Below are 15,346 nucleotides of genomic sequence, written 5' to 3' on the forward strand. Positions count from 1 at the left end.
AGCCTCTCAAGAATCCTTCTTTTGCGGCTTGGCAATAGCCAATCAACTTATCTGCGATTCCCCTGCCCTCGAGGGGGAGATGTCGCCGAAGGCGACAGAGGGGGTCGCCGCGCGTGGGGCGCCAACCTACAACCGTCGCAATAGGCCGAGTCCAGTCGGACCGACCCCCTCTGCCCTGCCGGGCATCTCCCCCTCGAGGGGGGAGATCACCTGCCCTGGCCCTGGCCCTTCAGGAACTGGCTAAGCAGATCCACCGGCAGCGGGAAGACCACGGTCGATGAACGCTCGCCGGCGATGTCGTGCAGGGCCTCGAAATAGCGCAGCTGCATGGCCTGCGGTTCGGCCGCCAGCATGCGGCCGGCCTCGACCAGCTTGGCCGCCGCCTGCTGCTCGCCGTCGGCGTTGATGACCTTGGCGCGCCGCAGCCGCTCGGCCTCTGCCTGCTTGGCGATGGCCCGAACCATGCTCTCATTGAGGTCGACATGCTTGATCTCGACATTGGAGACCTTGATGCCCCAGGCGTCGGTGCGCTGGTCGAGGATGTCCTGGATGTCGCTGTTGAGCTTGTCGCGCTCGGCCAGCATCTCGTCCAGCTCGTGCTTGCCGAGCACCGAACGCAGCGTGGTCTGCGCCAGCTGGTTGGTGGCGGTCATGAAATCCTCGACCTGGATGATCGCCCGCTCGGCGTCGACGATGCGGAAATAGAGCACCGCGTTGACCTTGACCGAGACATTGTCGCGCGAGATGACGTCCTGCGGCGGCACGTCCTGCACCACAACGCGCAGGTCCACGCGCACCATCTGCTGGATGAAGGGAACGAGGAGGATGAGGCCGGGCCCCTTGACCCCGGTGAAGCGGCCGAGCGTGAAGACGACGCCGCGCTCATATTCCCTCAGGATGCGGATCGCCGCCGACAGGAACATGATCACCAGCAGCGCGAGGATCAGATAGGCGACATAGCCGAGCGTCATTGTTTTGCTCCGTCGTTTCCCGCTCCGTTGTGACCTGCACCACGCCGCCGCACCGTCAGCACGAGATCGCTGACGGCGGTCACCTCAGCACGATCTCCGGGCGCGATCGGCTCCTCGGCCTTGGCGCGCCAGCGCTCGCCGAGCGCCAGCACATGACCTTCTCCGCCTTCCCAGTCGAGAACGTCCACGGAAAGACCGTGCATGGCCCCGCCGCCGACGCGCGGCGGATTGCGGCGCGCTGCCCACAGATAGCTGCCGGCCAGCAGCGCGAGGCCCAGCGTCAGCGCCGCGGCGGGGCCGATGACCGCCCACGATATGGCGAAGCCCGGCCCCTCGACCTTGAGCAGCATGGCCGCGCCGAGCAGGAAGGCGGCCGCGCCGCCGACACCCAGCACCACTGTCGGACTGAAAGCCTCGACGATGAGGAAGGCGACGCCGAGCAGCATCAGGGCGAGACCGGTATAGTTGATCGGCAAGAGATCGAGCGCGTAGAGGCCGAGGACGAGGCAGATGGCGCCAATGACGCCAGGCGCCACCGCACCTGGGCTCGTGACCTCGAAGACGATGCCGTAGAAGCCGATCAGCATCAGGAGGACGGCAACGTTCGGATCGGTGATGACCGCGAGAAGCCGGATGAACCAGCCGGGATCCAGGACCTCGACGGCCAGGCCCTTCGTCGCCAGCACCTCTTTCTTGCCGGCCACGTCGACGGTGCGGCCGTCGGCGAGCTGCAGCAGCTCCGCCGTGTCACGGGCGACGAAGTCGATGACGTGCTGCTGCAGCGCCGCGCTTGCCGAGAGGCTCGCCGCCTCGCGAACCGCCTTCTCGCCCCAGTCGCCATTGCGCCCGCGCAGTTCGGCGAGGGAGCGGATCAGCGCCACCGCGTCGTTGGTCGCCTTGGCCGTCATCGGGTCGCCGGCTGGCTTCCCGGTGTCTTTGTCGTCCTTCTCACCGCCGGGAAGCGAGGGCAGCCCGCCGATCTCGACCGGCGTCGCGGCGCCCAGATTGGTGCCGGGCGCCATCGCCGCGACATGGGTCGAGTAAAGGATATAGGTTCCGGCGCTCGCCGCATGACCGCCGGCGGGCGCGACATAGCCGATGACGGGAACGGGGGACGCCAGGATATCGGCGATCATCTCGCGCATCGAGGTGACGAGGCCGCCGGGCGTGTCGAGCTGAAGGATGAGAGCCCCGGCGTTGCGCTCGGCCGCGGTCTTGAGCGCTTCCTTGAGCTGGCGCGAACTCGCCGGACCGATGGCGCCGTCAATCGCGATGCTCAAGGCCATCCTCTCCCCCGCCGTTTCGGCCGAGGAGAAGGGGAAAACCGCCGCGGCGGCCATGAAAGCCGCTGCCAGAAGGGCCACCCGCGCGAGTTTCACGCCTCAAAGCTCCTTGGGATTCAATATGGGGTTGTGCCGGGGCAAGTCCAATGAGGGCAGCGGAGCGGGTAATCTCCCTCCTCACGATTCCACGGCAATTTCGACATCGCCTCCAACGCTGGCTCCCTCGCCCGTACGTCATTGTCCCCATCGACGGCGCGAATGAACGCGCTCGCAACAATGGAGACGACAATGACGACGATGGATCGTTTGCAGTACGAAACCGGCCGCACAGGCTTCAACCTGTTCGGCTCTGCCCGCCGCGGATTGCGGCTGGCCTATCACGCCATGCGGATGCGCAGCGATCGCGCCGCGCTGCGCGCCATGCCGGACTATTTGCTCAAAGACATGGGCATCAGCCGCTCGCAGATCGAGCACTACACGTCCACGCGCGCCGCGCTCGCCGCAGCCGGCAGGACGGACGCCTGAAGCGGATGAACGACTGCATCGGCGGCCGGCCGGAAGGCTGGTGAAAACCCCGGCTCGCCGGGGTTTTCGCGTTCCGGCGCGAAGCACTGCCGGCATTGGAACCGGTCGCGGGCTGCCCGCCCAAATGAAACGGGCGATGCAATTTCCACGGTGGGCGTATCAGAAATTCCACGCTGCCATCCACTCTCGTTCAAACGCATCGGCGTCAGAAAGGAAGCCGTCACGGCAACCAAGCCGCAAAGCAACCTTCGGAGTAGTCACATGCAACCCAGCACCAAACCTGCCCGCGTTCCGCTCAACGGCGTCGACACACCGAACCTCCTGGCGACAATCAATTTCGTCGCCGGTCAGCCGGAGCTGGCGAAGTTCCAGTTCCGTGCCCACAACGAATGGATCGAAGGCACCCACAGCAAGAGCGTCATGCATGGCTTCCACGGCGCCGGCCAGGAGCAGAAGCACGAGAAGCCCTTCTATGCCGACAGCGACCATCCGGCGATCCTGTGCGGCGCCGACAACGCCCCGACCCCTGTCGAGTGGCTGCTGCATGGGCTGGCGAGCTGCCTGATGGCGGGGCTCGCCAACATCGCCGCCGCGCGCGGCATCAAGCTCACCACGGTGAAGTGCTCGGTCGACGGCGACATCGACCTGCGCGGCATCCTCGGCATCTCGGACGAGGTCCGCAACGGCTTCCAGAACATCCAGGTGTCGTTCGAGGTCGAGGGCGACGCGCCGGCCGAGAAGCTCGAGCAGCTGGTCGAGCAGGCCCGCGCACGCTCGGCCGTGTTCGACGTGCTGACCAACGGCGTGCCGGTCACGGTCGGCATCAAGACCATCCAGTGAACTAAAGCGCGTCGTCCTGAAAACGGATTCAGGCGACGCGCTTTAGATCTTTGTTTGACGCATGTCGTTGTTCCAGAACCGCTGCACACTTCTGGGCGACATGCGTTAGCTGAAGCGACGGTTCGGAGAAATCCGGACCGTCTCTCCCCAGGGCCTCGGAACAGAGCCATGAAACATGCTGACGTCGTCATCATCGGCGGCGGGCAGGCCGGGCTTGCGCTCAGCCATTGCCTTGGCCGCGCCGGAATCGACCATGTCGTGCTGGAGCGCGGCCGCATCGGCGAGCGCTGGCGCACGCAGAGCTGGCGATCGCTGAGGCTGTTGACGCCGAACTGGCTGAACGGCCTGCCCGGCTCGCCCTATGACGGCCCGGACCCCGACGGCTTCAGGACAAAGGACGTGTTCGTCCATGATCTCGAAACCTATGCAAGCCGCTGGCAGGTGCCGGTGGAATGCAGCGTCGAGGTCACCTCCTGCAGGCGGACCGGCGGCGGCTTCGCGCTCGCCACCGGCACCGGCGACTGGTCGGCCAGGGTCGTAGTGGTGGCGACGGGGCATTGCGACCGGCCGATGGTTCCTTTCGCGTCGGAGTTCCGAGGCGGGCCGCTCTCCCTCCACACTTCACAATATCGTTCCCCTGGCGAGCTACCGCCCGGCGAGGTGCTGATCGTCGGCGCCTCATCTTCCGGCGTGCAGATCGCCGACGAGCTCGCGCGCGCCGGCCGGCGTGTGATGCTGTCCGTCGGCAAGCATACGCGCCTGCCGAGACTGTGGCGCGGCAAGGACATCTTTTTCTGGCTCTGTCAGATGGGCGTGATGGCCCAGCCGCTCGACGGGCTCGCCAATCCCGAGAGCGCCAGGCGGCAGCCCTCGCTGCAGCTCGCCGGGCGACCGGACAAGGCCGATGTCGACCTTGCCACGCTGCAGGCGCTCGGTGTCGAGCTCACCGGCCGCGTGCGCGGCATAGCCAACCGCGAGATCGCCTTTGCCGACGATCTTGCCGCGCAGATCGCGGCGGCGGACGCGAAGCAGGCGCGGCTGCTTACCGAGATCGACCGCTTCGCCGGCGCCGCGCGGCCCGGCCGGCGCGAGCCGGTGCGGGTGCCTTCGACGCGCCGCCAGCGGCTTTCGCTGACGGAGGGGTCGACCGGCACGGTGATCTGGGCGACGGGCTATGCCCGCTCGTTTGACTGGCTGGAGCCGTCGGCGGTTGGGCCGGATGGCGAGCTGGCGCACCGCGACGGGATCACCGGCGTTCCCGGCCTCTACGCGCTCGGCTTCCGCTTCCTGCGCAAGCGCGATTCCAACTTCATCGGCGGCGCCGGCGTCGACGCGCAAGCGATCGCCGCCGAGGTCTCCAGCTATCTCGACCGCAAAGGTCGCCAAGCCGCCTGAGAGGCCGCCGTGAGGACACCGAAGATGCCAACGACCGCGATTTCCCTTCCGCTCACGCCCAAGCGCGCCCATTACGACGCCATCATCGTCGGCGTGCGCTGCGCCGGCGCCTCGACGGCGCTGCTGCTTGCCCGCGCCGGCCTGACGGTGCTGGCAATCGAGCGCCGGCCCTATGGCTCCGACACGCTGTCGACGCATGCGCTGATGCGGCCCGCCGTGCTGCAGCTGTCGCGCTGGGGCCTGCTCAAGCCACTGCTCAAGGCCGGCACGCCGCTGATCGAGACAACGACGTTCCACTATGGCGAGGAGGAGATCACCATTCCGCTCAATGCCGGGCCCGATCTTCCCGGGCTGATCGCGCCCAGGCGCACCGTGCTCGACCGCATGCTCGTCGATGCCGCGCGCAAGGCCGGCGCCGAGTTCCTGCACGACGTGGCGGTCGGCGACCTCTTTGCCGACACGCGCGGACGCGTGCGCGGCGTCGAGATCCGCGGCGCCGGCCGCGCGGCCTTACGTTTAAGCGCCGACATCGTGATCGGCGCCGACGGCATCGGCTCCACGGTGGCGAAATGCTGCGACGCGCAGGTGCTCAGAAGGGGCACGGTCTCGGCAGCCCATGTCTATGGTTATGCGCCGGTCGAACCCGGCGCCGGCTATCACTGGTATTTCCGCGACGGCATCGCCGGCTCCCTCATTCCGACCAATGCCGGGCTGGCCTGCATCGTCGCTTCGGTGCCGACCAAGCTGTTCGACGAGCGCTTCCGCCTTGATCATTTCCGCGCCCGCATGGAGGTGCTCGAGGCGCTTTCGCCGGCACTGGCCGAACAGGCGAGCCGGGCGCCCGACGATGCCCGCCTGCAGGCTTTCCGCGGCGTGCCGGGCTACATCCGCCACGCTCACGGACCAGGCTGGGCGCTGGTCGGCGATGCCGGCTTCTTCCGCGACCCGCTCACCTCGCACGGCATTGCCGACGCGCTGCGCGATGCCGAGGGCTTGGCGCGGGCGATCCTGGACGGATCGGAGGCAGCCTTCGCGACCTGGCAGCAGGAGCGCGACCTCATCGCCCGCCAGATCCTCGACACCACTGACGCCATTGCCGGTTTCGACTGGTCGCTGGCCGATATCGGCGAGCGGCATCGCCGCTTCAGCGCGGTGATGAAGGCCGAGGTCCGGGCGCTCGCCGCACACGCGATCCCGGTCCGCCGCGCCGTGCCCGCCATGAGCGGGCTGGCGACTTATCGAGCGCCGGCAAACGAACCGCAGGCAATGGCGGGCTCGAGCCTCTATCGCAACCGAACGGGAGTAAGACCATGACCGTACATTTGATGAAGGACGGGTGGATCGGCGTTATCAAGGGGCGGCCGCAGGTCGGCGCCGTCGCCGAGCGTTCGCGGCGCACGCAACCGCAGGATATCGACGCCTTCGCGGAGATGACCGGCGACCGCAATCCGCTGCATTACGACAAGGCCTTGGCCGAGGCCTCGGTGTTCGGCAAGCTCATCGTGCAGGGCGGCGTCACCTCCGGCATCCTGAACGCGGTGGTCGCGGAGGACCTTCCCGGGCCCGGCTCGGTGTTCCTCGAAGTCTCCTGGAAATTCGTCAAGGCGGTCGGCGTCGGCGAACTGATCACCGGCCGCGTCGAGGTCAAGGACGTGCGCGCCGACAAGCCGATCACGAAATTGGAGACCTCGGTGCGCAACGAGGCCGGCGAGCTTTGCCTCACCGGCACCGCGACGGTGTTCACCGTGCCGCTCGCCGGGGGCGAGGCGGATAAATGATCGCCGGCAACGGTTCGGCCCGGCTTTCGTTCCCTGGGCCGGGCCGATAGCCGTCAATAGTCGGTGTCGCTTTCGACGGTGACCGGACGACGGTGGTAGCGGTGATGGCGCTCGACTGAGCTCGTGACGACGACGGTATCCGAGCGGTGATGGCGATGCCAGGCGCGGCGGCCGTTGTCATAGAATGCGACGGTGCCGTGATGGCGATGATGAAGGCGGTGGCCTTCCTCGTTGATGACGATGGCGGGACGGTGATGGTAATAGTGCCTGTGATGCGTCGTGATGACCACATCGGCCTCGGCGGCGGATGCGACGGCGGGTGCCGCGACGCAAAGCGCCAACGCTGCGAGAAGCAGTGTTTTCATTGCAATATTCCTGGTTGGTGGAGCGTCCCTTCGCTGGATAAACCCCTGCCGGGCTGTTTGGTTCCGGACTGGATCGGGCTTCCCGGCAGCAACGCAGCGAAGGTCATTTCGGGCGTTCGCGCCGCAGCGCAACATATCTGAGGTACGTGCTCGCCGCGGCGTCGCAGGCGCGTCGCGACGGTCCGTTCGCGATCAACATGGCCTTGGCAAGCTTGTCGGAGAGCCCGTATTTGCTGGCGAAGGACGCTGTTTCATAGGGCTGGTCTTCCAGATCGTCCGCGAGTCCGTCGGTCATATATCGCCTCCCGATGCAATGGCGCGTCAGAAATGCGGAAGCGTGACTTCGGTTGCGGCGGTCGATCCTCTTCTTTGCTCTCCGGACTTCAGTCCGACGGCGCTTCGGACGGTTGGCCGATGAGTGGAACGAACGCTCTTGGTCGCCGTTTGCCGGCAAGCAATTCGCCGATGGGAGGATAAATATGGAAGACCCTACCAACAGTGTCCTGGAGGCTCGCTGGCTGCTTGCCGTGCCGGCCTCGATGGTCCTCACCGTGCTGATAGCCGGGTTCCTGCTTTCATAGTCGCCCATGAATCGGCTCCTCTTCATCGTCGCCGATTTTCTGTCCCGGCCGCCCGGCTTCTATGCGATGGTTATCGCGATGGTTGCGTGCACCTTGCTCGTACCCTTCGGACTTACCAACACGGTGACCTATGCGCTGTCGGCAGCGGCCATCATCATCACGGGGATCGTGCTTATCCAGGGGTACCGGGACACGGCGGCCATCCACGCCAAACTCGACGAGATCGTGATCGCGCTGCGGCAGACACGCAATGACGTGGTTGGGCTCGAGCATGCGGACACGCAAGAGATCAAGTCGAAGCTGGTCGAGCTGGAGCGCGAAGCGGAAGCCGGCTCGGTCGAGGCGGCATCGCAGAACGAGACGAATGAGGCCGGTGCCGCAGCGGGCGGGGGGCGTTGGGGTAGCTGAAGCACCGGCCGAAGGGGCGGAATGGGCACCGCCGCCACCCAAAGATAAGCTTCCCACGCCAAGATTAAATTACGCGATCGCGGTAGGAGATTTCCTACGACCCTGCCGTACCGGCGACGAAGGCCCGGACATGGGCGACGAACTCGTCGAAGGCCGGCTCGCCCTCGAGCAGGATGTGGTTTTGGCTTTCCAGCTCGAAGAAGCTGGCGCCGGGAATACCCGCCGCCATGGTGCGGCCGGACTCGACCGGGGCAACATTGTCTTCCCGCGCGTGCAGCACCAGGGTCGGCACCCGCACTTTTTCGAGCAGGTCGCTGACATCGATCACGGAAAAGGCGGCCTGCAGGCGCCAAGCGTCGTCCGGCAAAACGGTGCGCCGCATCAGATCGTCCATCCAGGCGAAATGTTCGTGCGTGGCGCCGGGGATGAACATGGAGCAGAAGGCCTGGCGGAACATCGGGTTCGACTTGCCCCAGCTCTCGCGCATCAGCGTCGATACGGCCTCGCGCGTGGCGATCTCGCCGGGGTCGCCGCGTGCCCGCCAGCCTTTGACGTAGCCGCCGTAGAGGATCATGCCCGAGACTTTCTCGGGGTGGCGTATGGCATAGGCGATCGAAACCGCGCAGCTCTGCGAGAGGCCTAGAAGCGTGAAGCGATCGAGCCCCGCGGCCTCGACGACGCATTCGAGATCCGACACCATCGTGTCGAATGAGACGTCGGCCACGTGGCGTTGCGACAGGCCATTGCAGCGCTCGTCGTAGCGCACCAACTGGTTCCGGCGCGACAGTTCCCTCATCCAGTGCCGCCAGATCGGGCTGTCCCAGTCGAAGGTCAGATGCGACATCCAATGCGCGGCGCGCAGGATGGGCGGGCCGCTGCCGGTCTTGGCAAAAGCAAGCCTTGTGCCGTCGCGAGCCCGGCAGAAATGGACGGCGCGGCCGGGATCCTGCGCGGGCGTCGGGCTGTTGGCAAGCTGAGTGGAAGGTGATTGCATCTGGGCCACGTCCGTGGCGCCGCGTTGCGCGGAGCGTCCCGTCGGCTGGGCGGCTGCCGCCCTCACCTTCTCTTCCAGCGCCGCGATCTCTTCCGCCAGGCCGACATCCTCCGGCAGCAGCCGGCGCAGGCGCCTGGCAAGCGGCAGCGCACGCCTCGGCTCGCCGGCCAGGCGCTCGATCAGCTCGCGCAACATGCCGAGCTCGGCGATCTCGACCTCGCTGGCGACGCCCGCGCGCCAGGCCTCGTATTCGAAGCAGCGCTCGAGCGAAAGATCGGCGAGGAAATCGCCGCGGATCGAACCGGCCACGGCCTCCAGCTCTTCCGTCGAAGCCATGGAAAGATCGCCCTTCACCAGCGGCAGGAGCCGGGCATAGTCCGTGCCAAGTTTCAGCGAGACAGTGTTGCGGTCGGCGACCAGAGCGGGTTCGTCCTCGCCGAGCACCTGGCGGATCTTGGACAGGCTCCAGCGCAAGGCGCCGCGCGGATCGTCGGGAATGTCCCAGAAGATTTCGCAGAGCCGCTCACGCTGGTGCGCCTTGCCGGTGACGGCGAGATAGGCAAGCAAGGCTCTCGTCTTGCGCGACGGAGGCAGGTCGAGCAGCGCGCCGTCGCGGACCACCTGGAAGTCGCCGAGCACGCACAGGTCCAGCAGCCCCTTATGCGGAGCGTCGGTCATCCGGCCGGGCACCCTTCCACTGCCATCTGGCTCCTCGTCGATGCGGCGGGAGAAGACCGCAACGGAATATCAAAATCGGCTAATTTACGGAAGCCGATACGGCAAGACGGGCGTTGGGAATGTGCGATCGGTTACATTGGCGGCGATGCGTACTCTCCCTTCGAGGGGGAGCTGTCGCCGAAGGTGACAGAGGGGGCGCTTCGCGTGAAGCGCCAGCGCTCTCCCCGACATCAGACGGCGTTGGCAATCCAAGTGAGACGACCCCCTCTGTCCTGCCGGACATCTCCCCCGCAAGGGCCCGCAAGGGGGGAGATTGGATGTCACCGACGCTTTCGCAAATCTCCAACCGCCGCAATCGCAACCGCCACGATCACCAGCCCAGCCGCCACTGCGAACGTAAACCCCATCCCTCCGGCGACTGCTTCCGGTGTCGCGGCGCCGATCTCGCCAGTGCCCACCGCAAAGGCAAACACCGCGCCCATCACCGCCGTGCCGGTGATCAGGCCGAGATTGCGCGACAGGCTGAGCATGCCCGAGACCACGCCGCGCTCGTTCTTATCGACATCGGCCATGACGGCGGTGTTGTTCGCCGCCTGAAAGAGCTGATAGCCGGGCGTCAACAGCATGATCGCCGCCGCGTAGCCGGCGACGCCGAACAGCGCCGGCAGCAGAGCAAGCGCGACGCAGCCGATGGTCATCAGCACCAGCCCGGCAACGACCATGGCGGACGCGCCGAGGCGATCGACGATGCGGCCGGCGATCACGCCGCACAGCGCCGAGACGACCGGGCCGATCGACAGCACGGCGCCGACCTGCGCGTCGCCCAGGCCCAGCGCGCGCGACAGGAAGAAGGGTCCGACGACAAGCGTCGCCATCATCACGGTGGAGACCAGCCCGTTCATGGCAAGGCTCGGCGCCAGCACCGGATCGCTGAACAGCGCTGGTTTGACCAGAGGCGACGCCACTCTCCGCTGCGCATAGAGGAACAGGCCGGCGCCGAGAACGGCCATGCCGAGCAGCGCGACGTTCGTGCCGCCGAAATGGCCGAGTCCTGCCGTCATCGCCAGCGCATAGGCGGCGAGCGTCAAGGCAAGCAGCAGGGTGCCCAGCGCGTCGAAGCGCGGGCCAACGCCCTGCGCCTCATTGCGGAGGATCGTCGCGGTTTGATCGCCCGGCAGGAAGCGCCGGGCGAGGATCATCGCCACGACGCCCAGCCCGGCAGTGACGAGGAAGATCGCGCGCCAGCCGAGGGAAGCGATCAGCACGCCGCCAAGCGACGGCCCAAGCGCCGTGCCGATCGCCGACATGGTGCCGAGCAGGCCCATGGCGCTGCCGGTGCGCTCTTTCGGCATCGTCGAGCCGACCAAGGCCATGGTCAGCGCCATCATCACCGCGGCGCCGAGGCCTTGAGCGGCGCGGGCGGCGACCAGCAGCGGCAGCGACGGCGCAAGCGCGGCCGCCAGCGACGCGGCGCTGAACAGGCCAAGACCGGCGACCAGCAGCAGCCGGCGGCCGACGAGATCGCCAAGACGCCCGACGCTGACGATGAGCGCGGTGATGACAAGCAGATAGGCAAGCACCACCCATTGCACCGCCTGGAAAGATGCGGCGAAGGCGGTGCTCAGCGTCGGCAGCGCGACATTGGCGATGCTGGTGCTGAGCGAAGACAAAAGCATCGCCAGCGACAGGCTGGCCAGCGCGCCGCTTGCCGAGCGGCTTGCGGGAATGGTGCGTGGATCTGCGATATCGGCCATGGTTCTTCTCCGGCTCGGGTGGAACTTGCCGGGAGAATAGGCGCCTGGCCCATATGGCGGAACGCGCAGCATTTGCACTCGAATAGTGCATGAAGCGCCATGTCACTGCATCGAGGACGTGCTAAGATCGCACCATGTCGCGACCCGATCTCAACCTGCTCGTCACGCTGGACGTGCTCATCGCCGAAGGCAGTGTCGCGAAAGCCGCGCGGCGGCTGAAGCTCAGCCCGTCGGCAATGAGCCGCGCGCTCGCAAGACTGCGCGAGGTCACCGGCGATCCACTTTTGGTCCGCGCCGGGCGCGGCCTGGTGCCGACGCCCCGCGCCATCGAGCTCGGCACGGATGTCGGCCGGCTGGTGAAGGAGGCGGAGGCTGTGCTGCGCCCCGCCGAACGCCTTGATCTGAAGCGGTTTACGCGCAGTTTCACGCTGCGCAACAGCGATGGTTTTGTGGAAAATTTCGGCCCTGCCCTTCTCGCGCGCGTCGCCGAGGAAGCGCCGGGCGTGCAGCTGCGCTTCGTGCCGAAGCCCGACAAGGACAGCGCGCCGATGCGCGAAGGCAGTGTCGATCTCGAGACCGGCGTTATCGGCGGCTCGACCGGCCCGGAGGTGCGGGCGCAGGCGCTGTTCCGCGACCGTTTCGTCGGCGTGGTGCGCAGCGGCCATCCGCTGTGCGACGGCAAGATCACCGCCGCCCGCTTCGCCGCCGGCCGGCATATATTGATCTCGCGCCGCGGGCTGGATCGCGGGCCTATCGACGACGCGCTGGAACTCGCCGGGCTGACGCGGACGATCGGCACCGTGGTCGGCGGCTTTGCGGAAGCGCTGGCGCTGGCGCGCGGCTCCGACCTCATCGCCACGGTGCCCGAGCGCTATACCGGCAAGCTGCGCGAAGGCCTACTCACCTTCGCGCTGCCGGTGAAGCTCGCCGGGCTCACAATCTCGCTGCTATGGCACCCGCGCCTCGACGCCGACCCCGCGCATCGGTGGCTGCGGGGCCTGGTGAGGGAGGTGTGCGGAGGGCGGTGAGACAGCCGATCTCCTTGCGCGGCAACTGGCACGCAGGCCAGGCGAGGCGCGAAGGAACGCCGCGCCGACAGACCGAGATTTTGGCCCCAACAAAGTGTGGAGACAGGTTCCCTGGCGACGCCGGGACGGAGCGGGGGGACGCCCAACAAGAACCCCCGCTCCGTCGCTGCGCGGGCACCTCTGCCTCGATCTGCCGGCCAGGACCTGCGCCGGGCAAGCACTTCGAGCAACCGATGCCCACCTTCCCCCGCTCCGATGCCGAATTTTAGCATCCCTGCATGTGCGCATCATGAAGCGGTTCACAGAGCCGCAGCGTTCCTCTCCCCAGTCTTTGAGGGGCGACGAAACCGCTAGCGCGACGGGGAAGTCGCTGCCGTTTGCCCGCCAATGCTGCGTTGCCGAAATGCGCCCAAAAAAAGTCAGGTTGAGAACCGGACCTCAAGACACCTCAACCAGTGAAAAACAAGCCTATTCAGATCTGTAGGCGGCAACATTCGTGTCGCCTGCCGCAACGGCCGAAAAGCCCGGAAATCCGCCATTTCGGAGCCTGCCGTGGCGGCAACAACGGAAACGCCGCGGCGCGGTTTCGGCGCTGCACAACGGGAAAAAACGCTGTTCCGGAGGGCGCGCCGCCGACGTTGACAGCCAGCCGGGCCAATGGCAATCCGCAGTGACTGGTCACGCCATGACCGTTGCTGTTGGGGACGGACGGGGTTCAGCAGCTTGGCGGCGGCGCCGGACGGGCGGGCACTTGCGTAGTGTACCGCCCGCTCCTGGCCGGCAGCGGCGCGAGGTTTCGCGTACGAGGCTCAGAAAGGGTTCGCCAGACCGCTATTGACGAACCGTTGCCAGCTTTTCAAGCGTCAGCTTGCTGTACGTCTTCTTCATCGCAATTCCCACCTGAAGACGCTTCGCGCGGGCGAGCGCCGTCGGGGAGCGACCATCAAGCTTGCGGCCGGAAGCGTTCACCAGGCGCTCCGTACGACGCAACAGGTCGTAAGAGCGGATCAGCGCCCTTCTGCTCTCCTCAATCAGTTGGTCCTGGAAATCTGCGGCCGCGTGCCCGCGCGCGGGCTAGTGGGGATTCTCTCAGTCGTCATTGGCGTCCGGTGGGTGGTTACCAGCGATACGGCAGGGTACGCCGATTGGTGCGCCGTGGCAAAGCCAATAGTTTCGACCGATCTCGGACCGCCGCAAAGGAGTGCCGCAGGGCCGCCTGGCTCGCGTCAGAAGGTAAAGCCGGACAACGGCGCGGCGGCGGTCGCGGCCGACAGCCTGCCGCGCTTTTGCAGCCGCGGCTTTTCGTAAGTCTTCTTCATCGTTCGTTCCTGGGCGGGTCAACGACCGGCGCAGGTGAACGCGATGCGGCCGCCCTGTCAAGCTTAGCCCAGGAATGCTTGCCCTGCTGGCTGTTGCTTAGGTCAGCGCGGCGGGATCGGGGCCGACGACCCGGCAACGACGCTCGACAGCTTCTGGCGCTTCACCAGCACCGGCTTCTCATAGATCTTCTTCATGGATATGCCCCTTGCCCAATTTGCCGCCTCAAGACGCAAGGGAAGTGCCGTTTTGTCAAAAAACGTTTTCGTGAGATGCGTGCAAAGCGAGCCGGCTGCAGCCGAATACGGGCAGGCTGTGGTCAGCCGGCAACATCCAGCCTGCTGAGGTTCGTACCTAGCCCGCGTGCTGCAGCCAATGGCGGTCGAACACGTCGAGGATGGCGCGGTACTCGGACGGCGGGATTTGGTTGACGCCGCCGTCGCTGTCGGCACTGAGGAACTGGCCGAGTTGCCGGTCGACCGCTTCCGGGTGCTCCATGACGATGCCGAGGCTCGCGAGATCGGCGGCTATCGAGGTGCCGGGCGGCAGGTACCCGCCCCATTGCTCGGCGGCTGGCGCATCGCGCAGGCGCACCAGAAGGATTCTTGTCAGCGAGGGCTGCGCCTCCGGGCCGATGATGGCGGTGCCGACCATATAGCCGCCGAGCACGCTCACCGGCTGCGTCTGCGGGAACAGGCAAAGGAAGAACTGCGCTTCGCCGCCCACCTCCTTCAGATGCAGGTAGAGGCTGCGCTTTGCCGGCGTGACCGGCCCGCCGAGCTGCAACTGCCCGGTCGGCAATGTCTCGCGATATGTGGCGGTGAACGCATGCGCGCCGGGCCCCGCCTCGATCGACAGGCGGCCCCTGATGAGCTGGCCGCGATAGTAAGGCGACCAGGCGCGCGAATAGCAGGCATAGGTCCCGGCAAGCGCCAGTCCGGTGCCCTTGTCGTCATGCCCGGGCGAGGCCTCGGCCTGGGCGTGGGCGCGGCGTTCGAGCTCCGTCGCGTCGATGCCGTGCCGGGCCGCGATCGCGGCCGTGAAGCTCGGCAGATCGCTCTCGGCGATCCAGGCACCGGGCCGTTCGAGGCGCAGCACTTTCGCCCAGTCTTCGTAGACGCTGTGCTCGCGAGGCTGGGCGCGGCCTTGCAGCCATTTGTCGGCGCGGCCGATATCGAAAGCCGTCTTCGGATTGACCGCTCGGAACGCCGCCGCCAGATCCTTGCGGCTGGCGGTTCCCAGCACGACCGAAGTCAGTCGTAACTTCTGCGCGATGTTCAGTGCCATCCGGCTGCACCTGTTCCGTCCCGACAGAATCGGGATTGGCCTCTTGTTCGAGCGAAGATCATGCTTTCACGGCCGCCGCAAGCTCACTGGGCAGTGCAACCAGGAGCAAGCAAGCCGTCCCGCCGGCTCCGCAGCAGCGCCG

At 66.6% G+C, this 15,346-nt stretch carries 17 protein-coding genes; 7 read left to right on the forward strand and 10 right to left on the reverse strand.

Going from position 1 to position 15,346, the window contains the following annotated elements; all coding sequences use genetic code 11:
* Window positions 1-206 precede the first annotated feature (206 nt).
* Together CK215_RS20080 and CK215_RS20085 are read right to left on the reverse strand one after the other, a co-directional pair.
* The gene (locus tag CK215_RS20080; RefSeq protein ID WP_095831941.1) at window positions 207-971 is read right to left on the reverse strand and encodes a slipin family protein; all 765 of its coding nucleotides are present in this window, start codon (window positions 969-971) and stop codon (window positions 207-209) included.
* Window positions 968-2,350, reverse strand: a complete 1,383-nt coding sequence (locus CK215_RS20085; RefSeq protein WP_095783434.1) for a nodulation protein NfeD — start codon at window positions 2,348-2,350, stop codon at window positions 968-970. Before CK215_RS20085 ends, CK215_RS20080 begins: the two co-directional genes overlap by 4 nt.
* Before the next feature lie 192 nt (window positions 2,351-2,542).
* Here CK215_RS20085 and CK215_RS20090 point away from each other — a divergent pair, with 192 nt between their 5' ends.
* The 5 genes from CK215_RS20090 (at window position 2,543) to CK215_RS20110 (ending at window position 6,792) form a co-directional block, all read left to right on the forward strand.
* Complete coding sequence (locus CK215_RS20090; protein WP_141245859.1) at window positions 2,543-2,779, forward strand: DUF1127 domain-containing protein; 237 nt, start codon at window positions 2,543-2,545, stop codon at window positions 2,777-2,779.
* Window positions 2,780-3,040: 261 nt separating this feature from the next.
* Window positions 3,041-3,619, forward strand: a complete 579-nt coding sequence (locus tag CK215_RS20095; protein WP_095778850.1) for an OsmC family protein — start codon at window positions 3,041-3,043, stop codon at window positions 3,617-3,619.
* 168 nt (window positions 3,620-3,787) lie between these two features.
* Window positions 3,788-5,014, forward strand: coding sequence for an NAD(P)/FAD-dependent oxidoreductase (locus tag CK215_RS20100; protein ID WP_095783431.1), 1,227 nt, complete (start codon window positions 3,788-3,790; stop codon window positions 5,012-5,014).
* A 24-nt stretch (window positions 5,015-5,038) separates the two neighbouring features.
* A complete protein-coding gene (locus tag CK215_RS20105; RefSeq protein WP_141245496.1) occupies window positions 5,039-6,328 on the forward strand; it encodes an NAD(P)/FAD-dependent oxidoreductase in 1,290 nt (429 codons plus the stop codon).
* Complete coding sequence (locus CK215_RS20110) at window positions 6,325-6,792, forward strand: MaoC family dehydratase (RefSeq protein ID WP_082953788.1); 468 nt, start codon at window positions 6,325-6,327, stop codon at window positions 6,790-6,792. The genes CK215_RS20105 and CK215_RS20110 overlap by 4 nt, the downstream gene beginning before the upstream one ends.
* Before the next feature lie 53 nt (window positions 6,793-6,845).
* Here CK215_RS20110 and CK215_RS20115 read toward each other — a convergent pair whose 3' ends face one another.
* Window positions 6,846-7,157: a hypothetical protein gene (locus CK215_RS20115; RefSeq protein ID WP_095831943.1), complete on the reverse strand. Its 312-nt coding sequence runs from the start codon at window positions 7,155-7,157 to the stop codon at window positions 6,846-6,848.
* A 103-nt stretch (window positions 7,158-7,260) separates the two neighbouring features.
* Window positions 7,261-7,452: a hypothetical protein gene (locus CK215_RS20120; protein WP_066999471.1), complete on the reverse strand. Its 192-nt coding sequence runs from the start codon at window positions 7,450-7,452 to the stop codon at window positions 7,261-7,263.
* A 292-nt stretch (window positions 7,453-7,744) separates the two neighbouring features.
* Here CK215_RS20120 and CK215_RS20125 point away from each other — a divergent pair, with 292 nt between their 5' ends.
* A complete protein-coding gene (locus tag CK215_RS20125) occupies window positions 7,745-8,146 on the forward strand; it encodes a low affinity iron permease family protein (RefSeq protein WP_095831944.1) in 402 nt (133 codons plus the stop codon).
* A 94-nt stretch (window positions 8,147-8,240) separates the two neighbouring features.
* Here CK215_RS20125 and CK215_RS31840 read toward each other — a convergent pair whose 3' ends face one another.
* Complete coding sequence (locus CK215_RS31840) at window positions 8,241-9,818, reverse strand: alpha/beta hydrolase (RefSeq protein ID WP_245418742.1); 1,578 nt, start codon at window positions 9,816-9,818, stop codon at window positions 8,241-8,243.
* Window positions 9,819-10,138: 320 nt separating this feature from the next.
* Window positions 10,139-11,572 (reverse strand): MFS transporter, encoded by a 1,434-nt coding sequence (locus CK215_RS20135; RefSeq protein ID WP_095831945.1) that lies wholly within the window; start codon window positions 11,570-11,572, stop codon window positions 10,139-10,141.
* A gap of 134 nt (window positions 11,573-11,706) precedes the next feature.
* Between CK215_RS20135 and CK215_RS20140 the strand changes: the two genes are divergently transcribed.
* Window positions 11,707-12,600, forward strand: a complete 894-nt coding sequence (locus CK215_RS20140; protein WP_095831946.1) for a LysR family transcriptional regulator — start codon at window positions 11,707-11,709, stop codon at window positions 12,598-12,600.
* An 831-nt stretch (window positions 12,601-13,431) separates the two neighbouring features.
* On the opposite strand, the gene CK215_RS31360 is transcribed toward CK215_RS20140, so the two are convergent.
* From CK215_RS31360 to CK215_RS20155, 4 genes are all read right to left on the reverse strand, one after another.
* Window positions 13,432-13,569 carry a hypothetical protein gene (locus CK215_RS31360; protein WP_170950339.1) on the reverse strand — a complete coding sequence of 46 codons (138 nt, stop codon included), beginning with the start codon at window positions 13,567-13,569 and terminating at the stop codon, window positions 13,432-13,434.
* A 257-nt stretch (window positions 13,570-13,826) separates the two neighbouring features.
* Window positions 13,827-13,919 (reverse strand): hypothetical protein, encoded by a 93-nt coding sequence (locus tag CK215_RS20145; RefSeq protein ID WP_095778857.1) that lies wholly within the window; start codon window positions 13,917-13,919, stop codon window positions 13,827-13,829.
* 102 nt (window positions 13,920-14,021) lie between these two features.
* Window positions 14,022-14,114 carry a hypothetical protein gene (locus tag CK215_RS20150; RefSeq protein ID WP_082980611.1) on the reverse strand — a complete coding sequence of 31 codons (93 nt, stop codon included), beginning with the start codon at window positions 14,112-14,114 and terminating at the stop codon, window positions 14,022-14,024.
* A 157-nt stretch (window positions 14,115-14,271) separates the two neighbouring features.
* The gene (locus CK215_RS20155) at window positions 14,272-15,204 is read right to left on the reverse strand and encodes a hypothetical protein (protein WP_066999480.1); all 933 of its coding nucleotides are present in this window, start codon (window positions 15,202-15,204) and stop codon (window positions 14,272-14,274) included.
* Window positions 15,205-15,346 lie beyond the last annotated feature (142 nt).

The sequence above is a fragment of the Mesorhizobium sp. WSM3864 genome, from assembly GCF_002294955.1.
In the GTDB taxonomy this organism is placed as follows: Bacteria; Pseudomonadota; Alphaproteobacteria; order Rhizobiales; family Rhizobiaceae; genus Mesorhizobium.

What these genes read in the sequence shown, in the direction of transcription:
- CK215_RS20115 (WP_095831943.1), bottom strand. Translation starts at nt 7,157, where the DNA reads ATGAAAACACTGCTTCTCGCAGCGTTGGCGCTTTGCGTCGCGGCACCC.
- CK215_RS20120 (WP_066999471.1), bottom strand. Translation starts at nt 7,452, where the DNA reads ATGACCGACGGACTCGCGGACGATCTGGAAGACCAGCCCTATGAAACA.
- CK215_RS20135 (WP_095831945.1), bottom strand. Translation starts at nt 11,572, where the DNA reads ATGGCCGATATCGCAGATCCACGCACCATTCCCGCAAGCCGCTCGGCA.
- CK215_RS20080 (WP_095831941.1), bottom strand. Translation starts at nt 971, where the DNA reads ATGACGCTCGGCTATGTCGCCTATCTGATCCTCGCGCTGCTGGTGATC.
- CK215_RS20150 (WP_082980611.1), bottom strand. Translation starts at nt 14,114, where the DNA reads ATGAAGAAGATCTATGAGAAGCCGGTGCTGGTGAAGCGCCAGAAGCTG.
- CK215_RS20110 (WP_082953788.1), top strand. Translation starts at nt 6,325, where the DNA reads ATGACCGTACATTTGATGAAGGACGGGTGGATCGGCGTTATCAAGGGG.
- CK215_RS31840 (WP_245418742.1), bottom strand. Translation starts at nt 9,818, where the DNA reads ATGACCGACGCTCCGCATAAGGGGCTGCTGGACCTGTGCGTGCTCGGC.
- CK215_RS20095 (WP_095778850.1), top strand. Translation starts at nt 3,041, where the DNA reads ATGCAACCCAGCACCAAACCTGCCCGCGTTCCGCTCAACGGCGTCGAC.
- CK215_RS20155 (WP_066999480.1), bottom strand. Translation starts at nt 15,204, where the DNA reads ATGGCACTGAACATCGCGCAGAAGTTACGACTGACTTCGGTCGTGCTG.
- CK215_RS20090 (WP_141245859.1), top strand. Translation starts at nt 2,543, where the DNA reads ATGACGACGATGGATCGTTTGCAGTACGAAACCGGCCGCACAGGCTTC.
- CK215_RS20140 (WP_095831946.1), top strand. Translation starts at nt 11,707, where the DNA reads ATGTCGCGACCCGATCTCAACCTGCTCGTCACGCTGGACGTGCTCATC.
- CK215_RS20105 (WP_141245496.1), top strand. Translation starts at nt 5,039, where the DNA reads ATGCCAACGACCGCGATTTCCCTTCCGCTCACGCCCAAGCGCGCCCAT.
- CK215_RS20145 (WP_095778857.1), bottom strand. Translation starts at nt 13,919, where the DNA reads ATGAAGAAGACTTACGAAAAGCCGCGGCTGCAAAAGCGCGGCAGGCTG.
- CK215_RS20125 (WP_095831944.1), top strand. Translation starts at nt 7,745, where the DNA reads ATGAATCGGCTCCTCTTCATCGTCGCCGATTTTCTGTCCCGGCCGCCC.
- CK215_RS20100 (WP_095783431.1), top strand. Translation starts at nt 3,788, where the DNA reads ATGAAACATGCTGACGTCGTCATCATCGGCGGCGGGCAGGCCGGGCTT.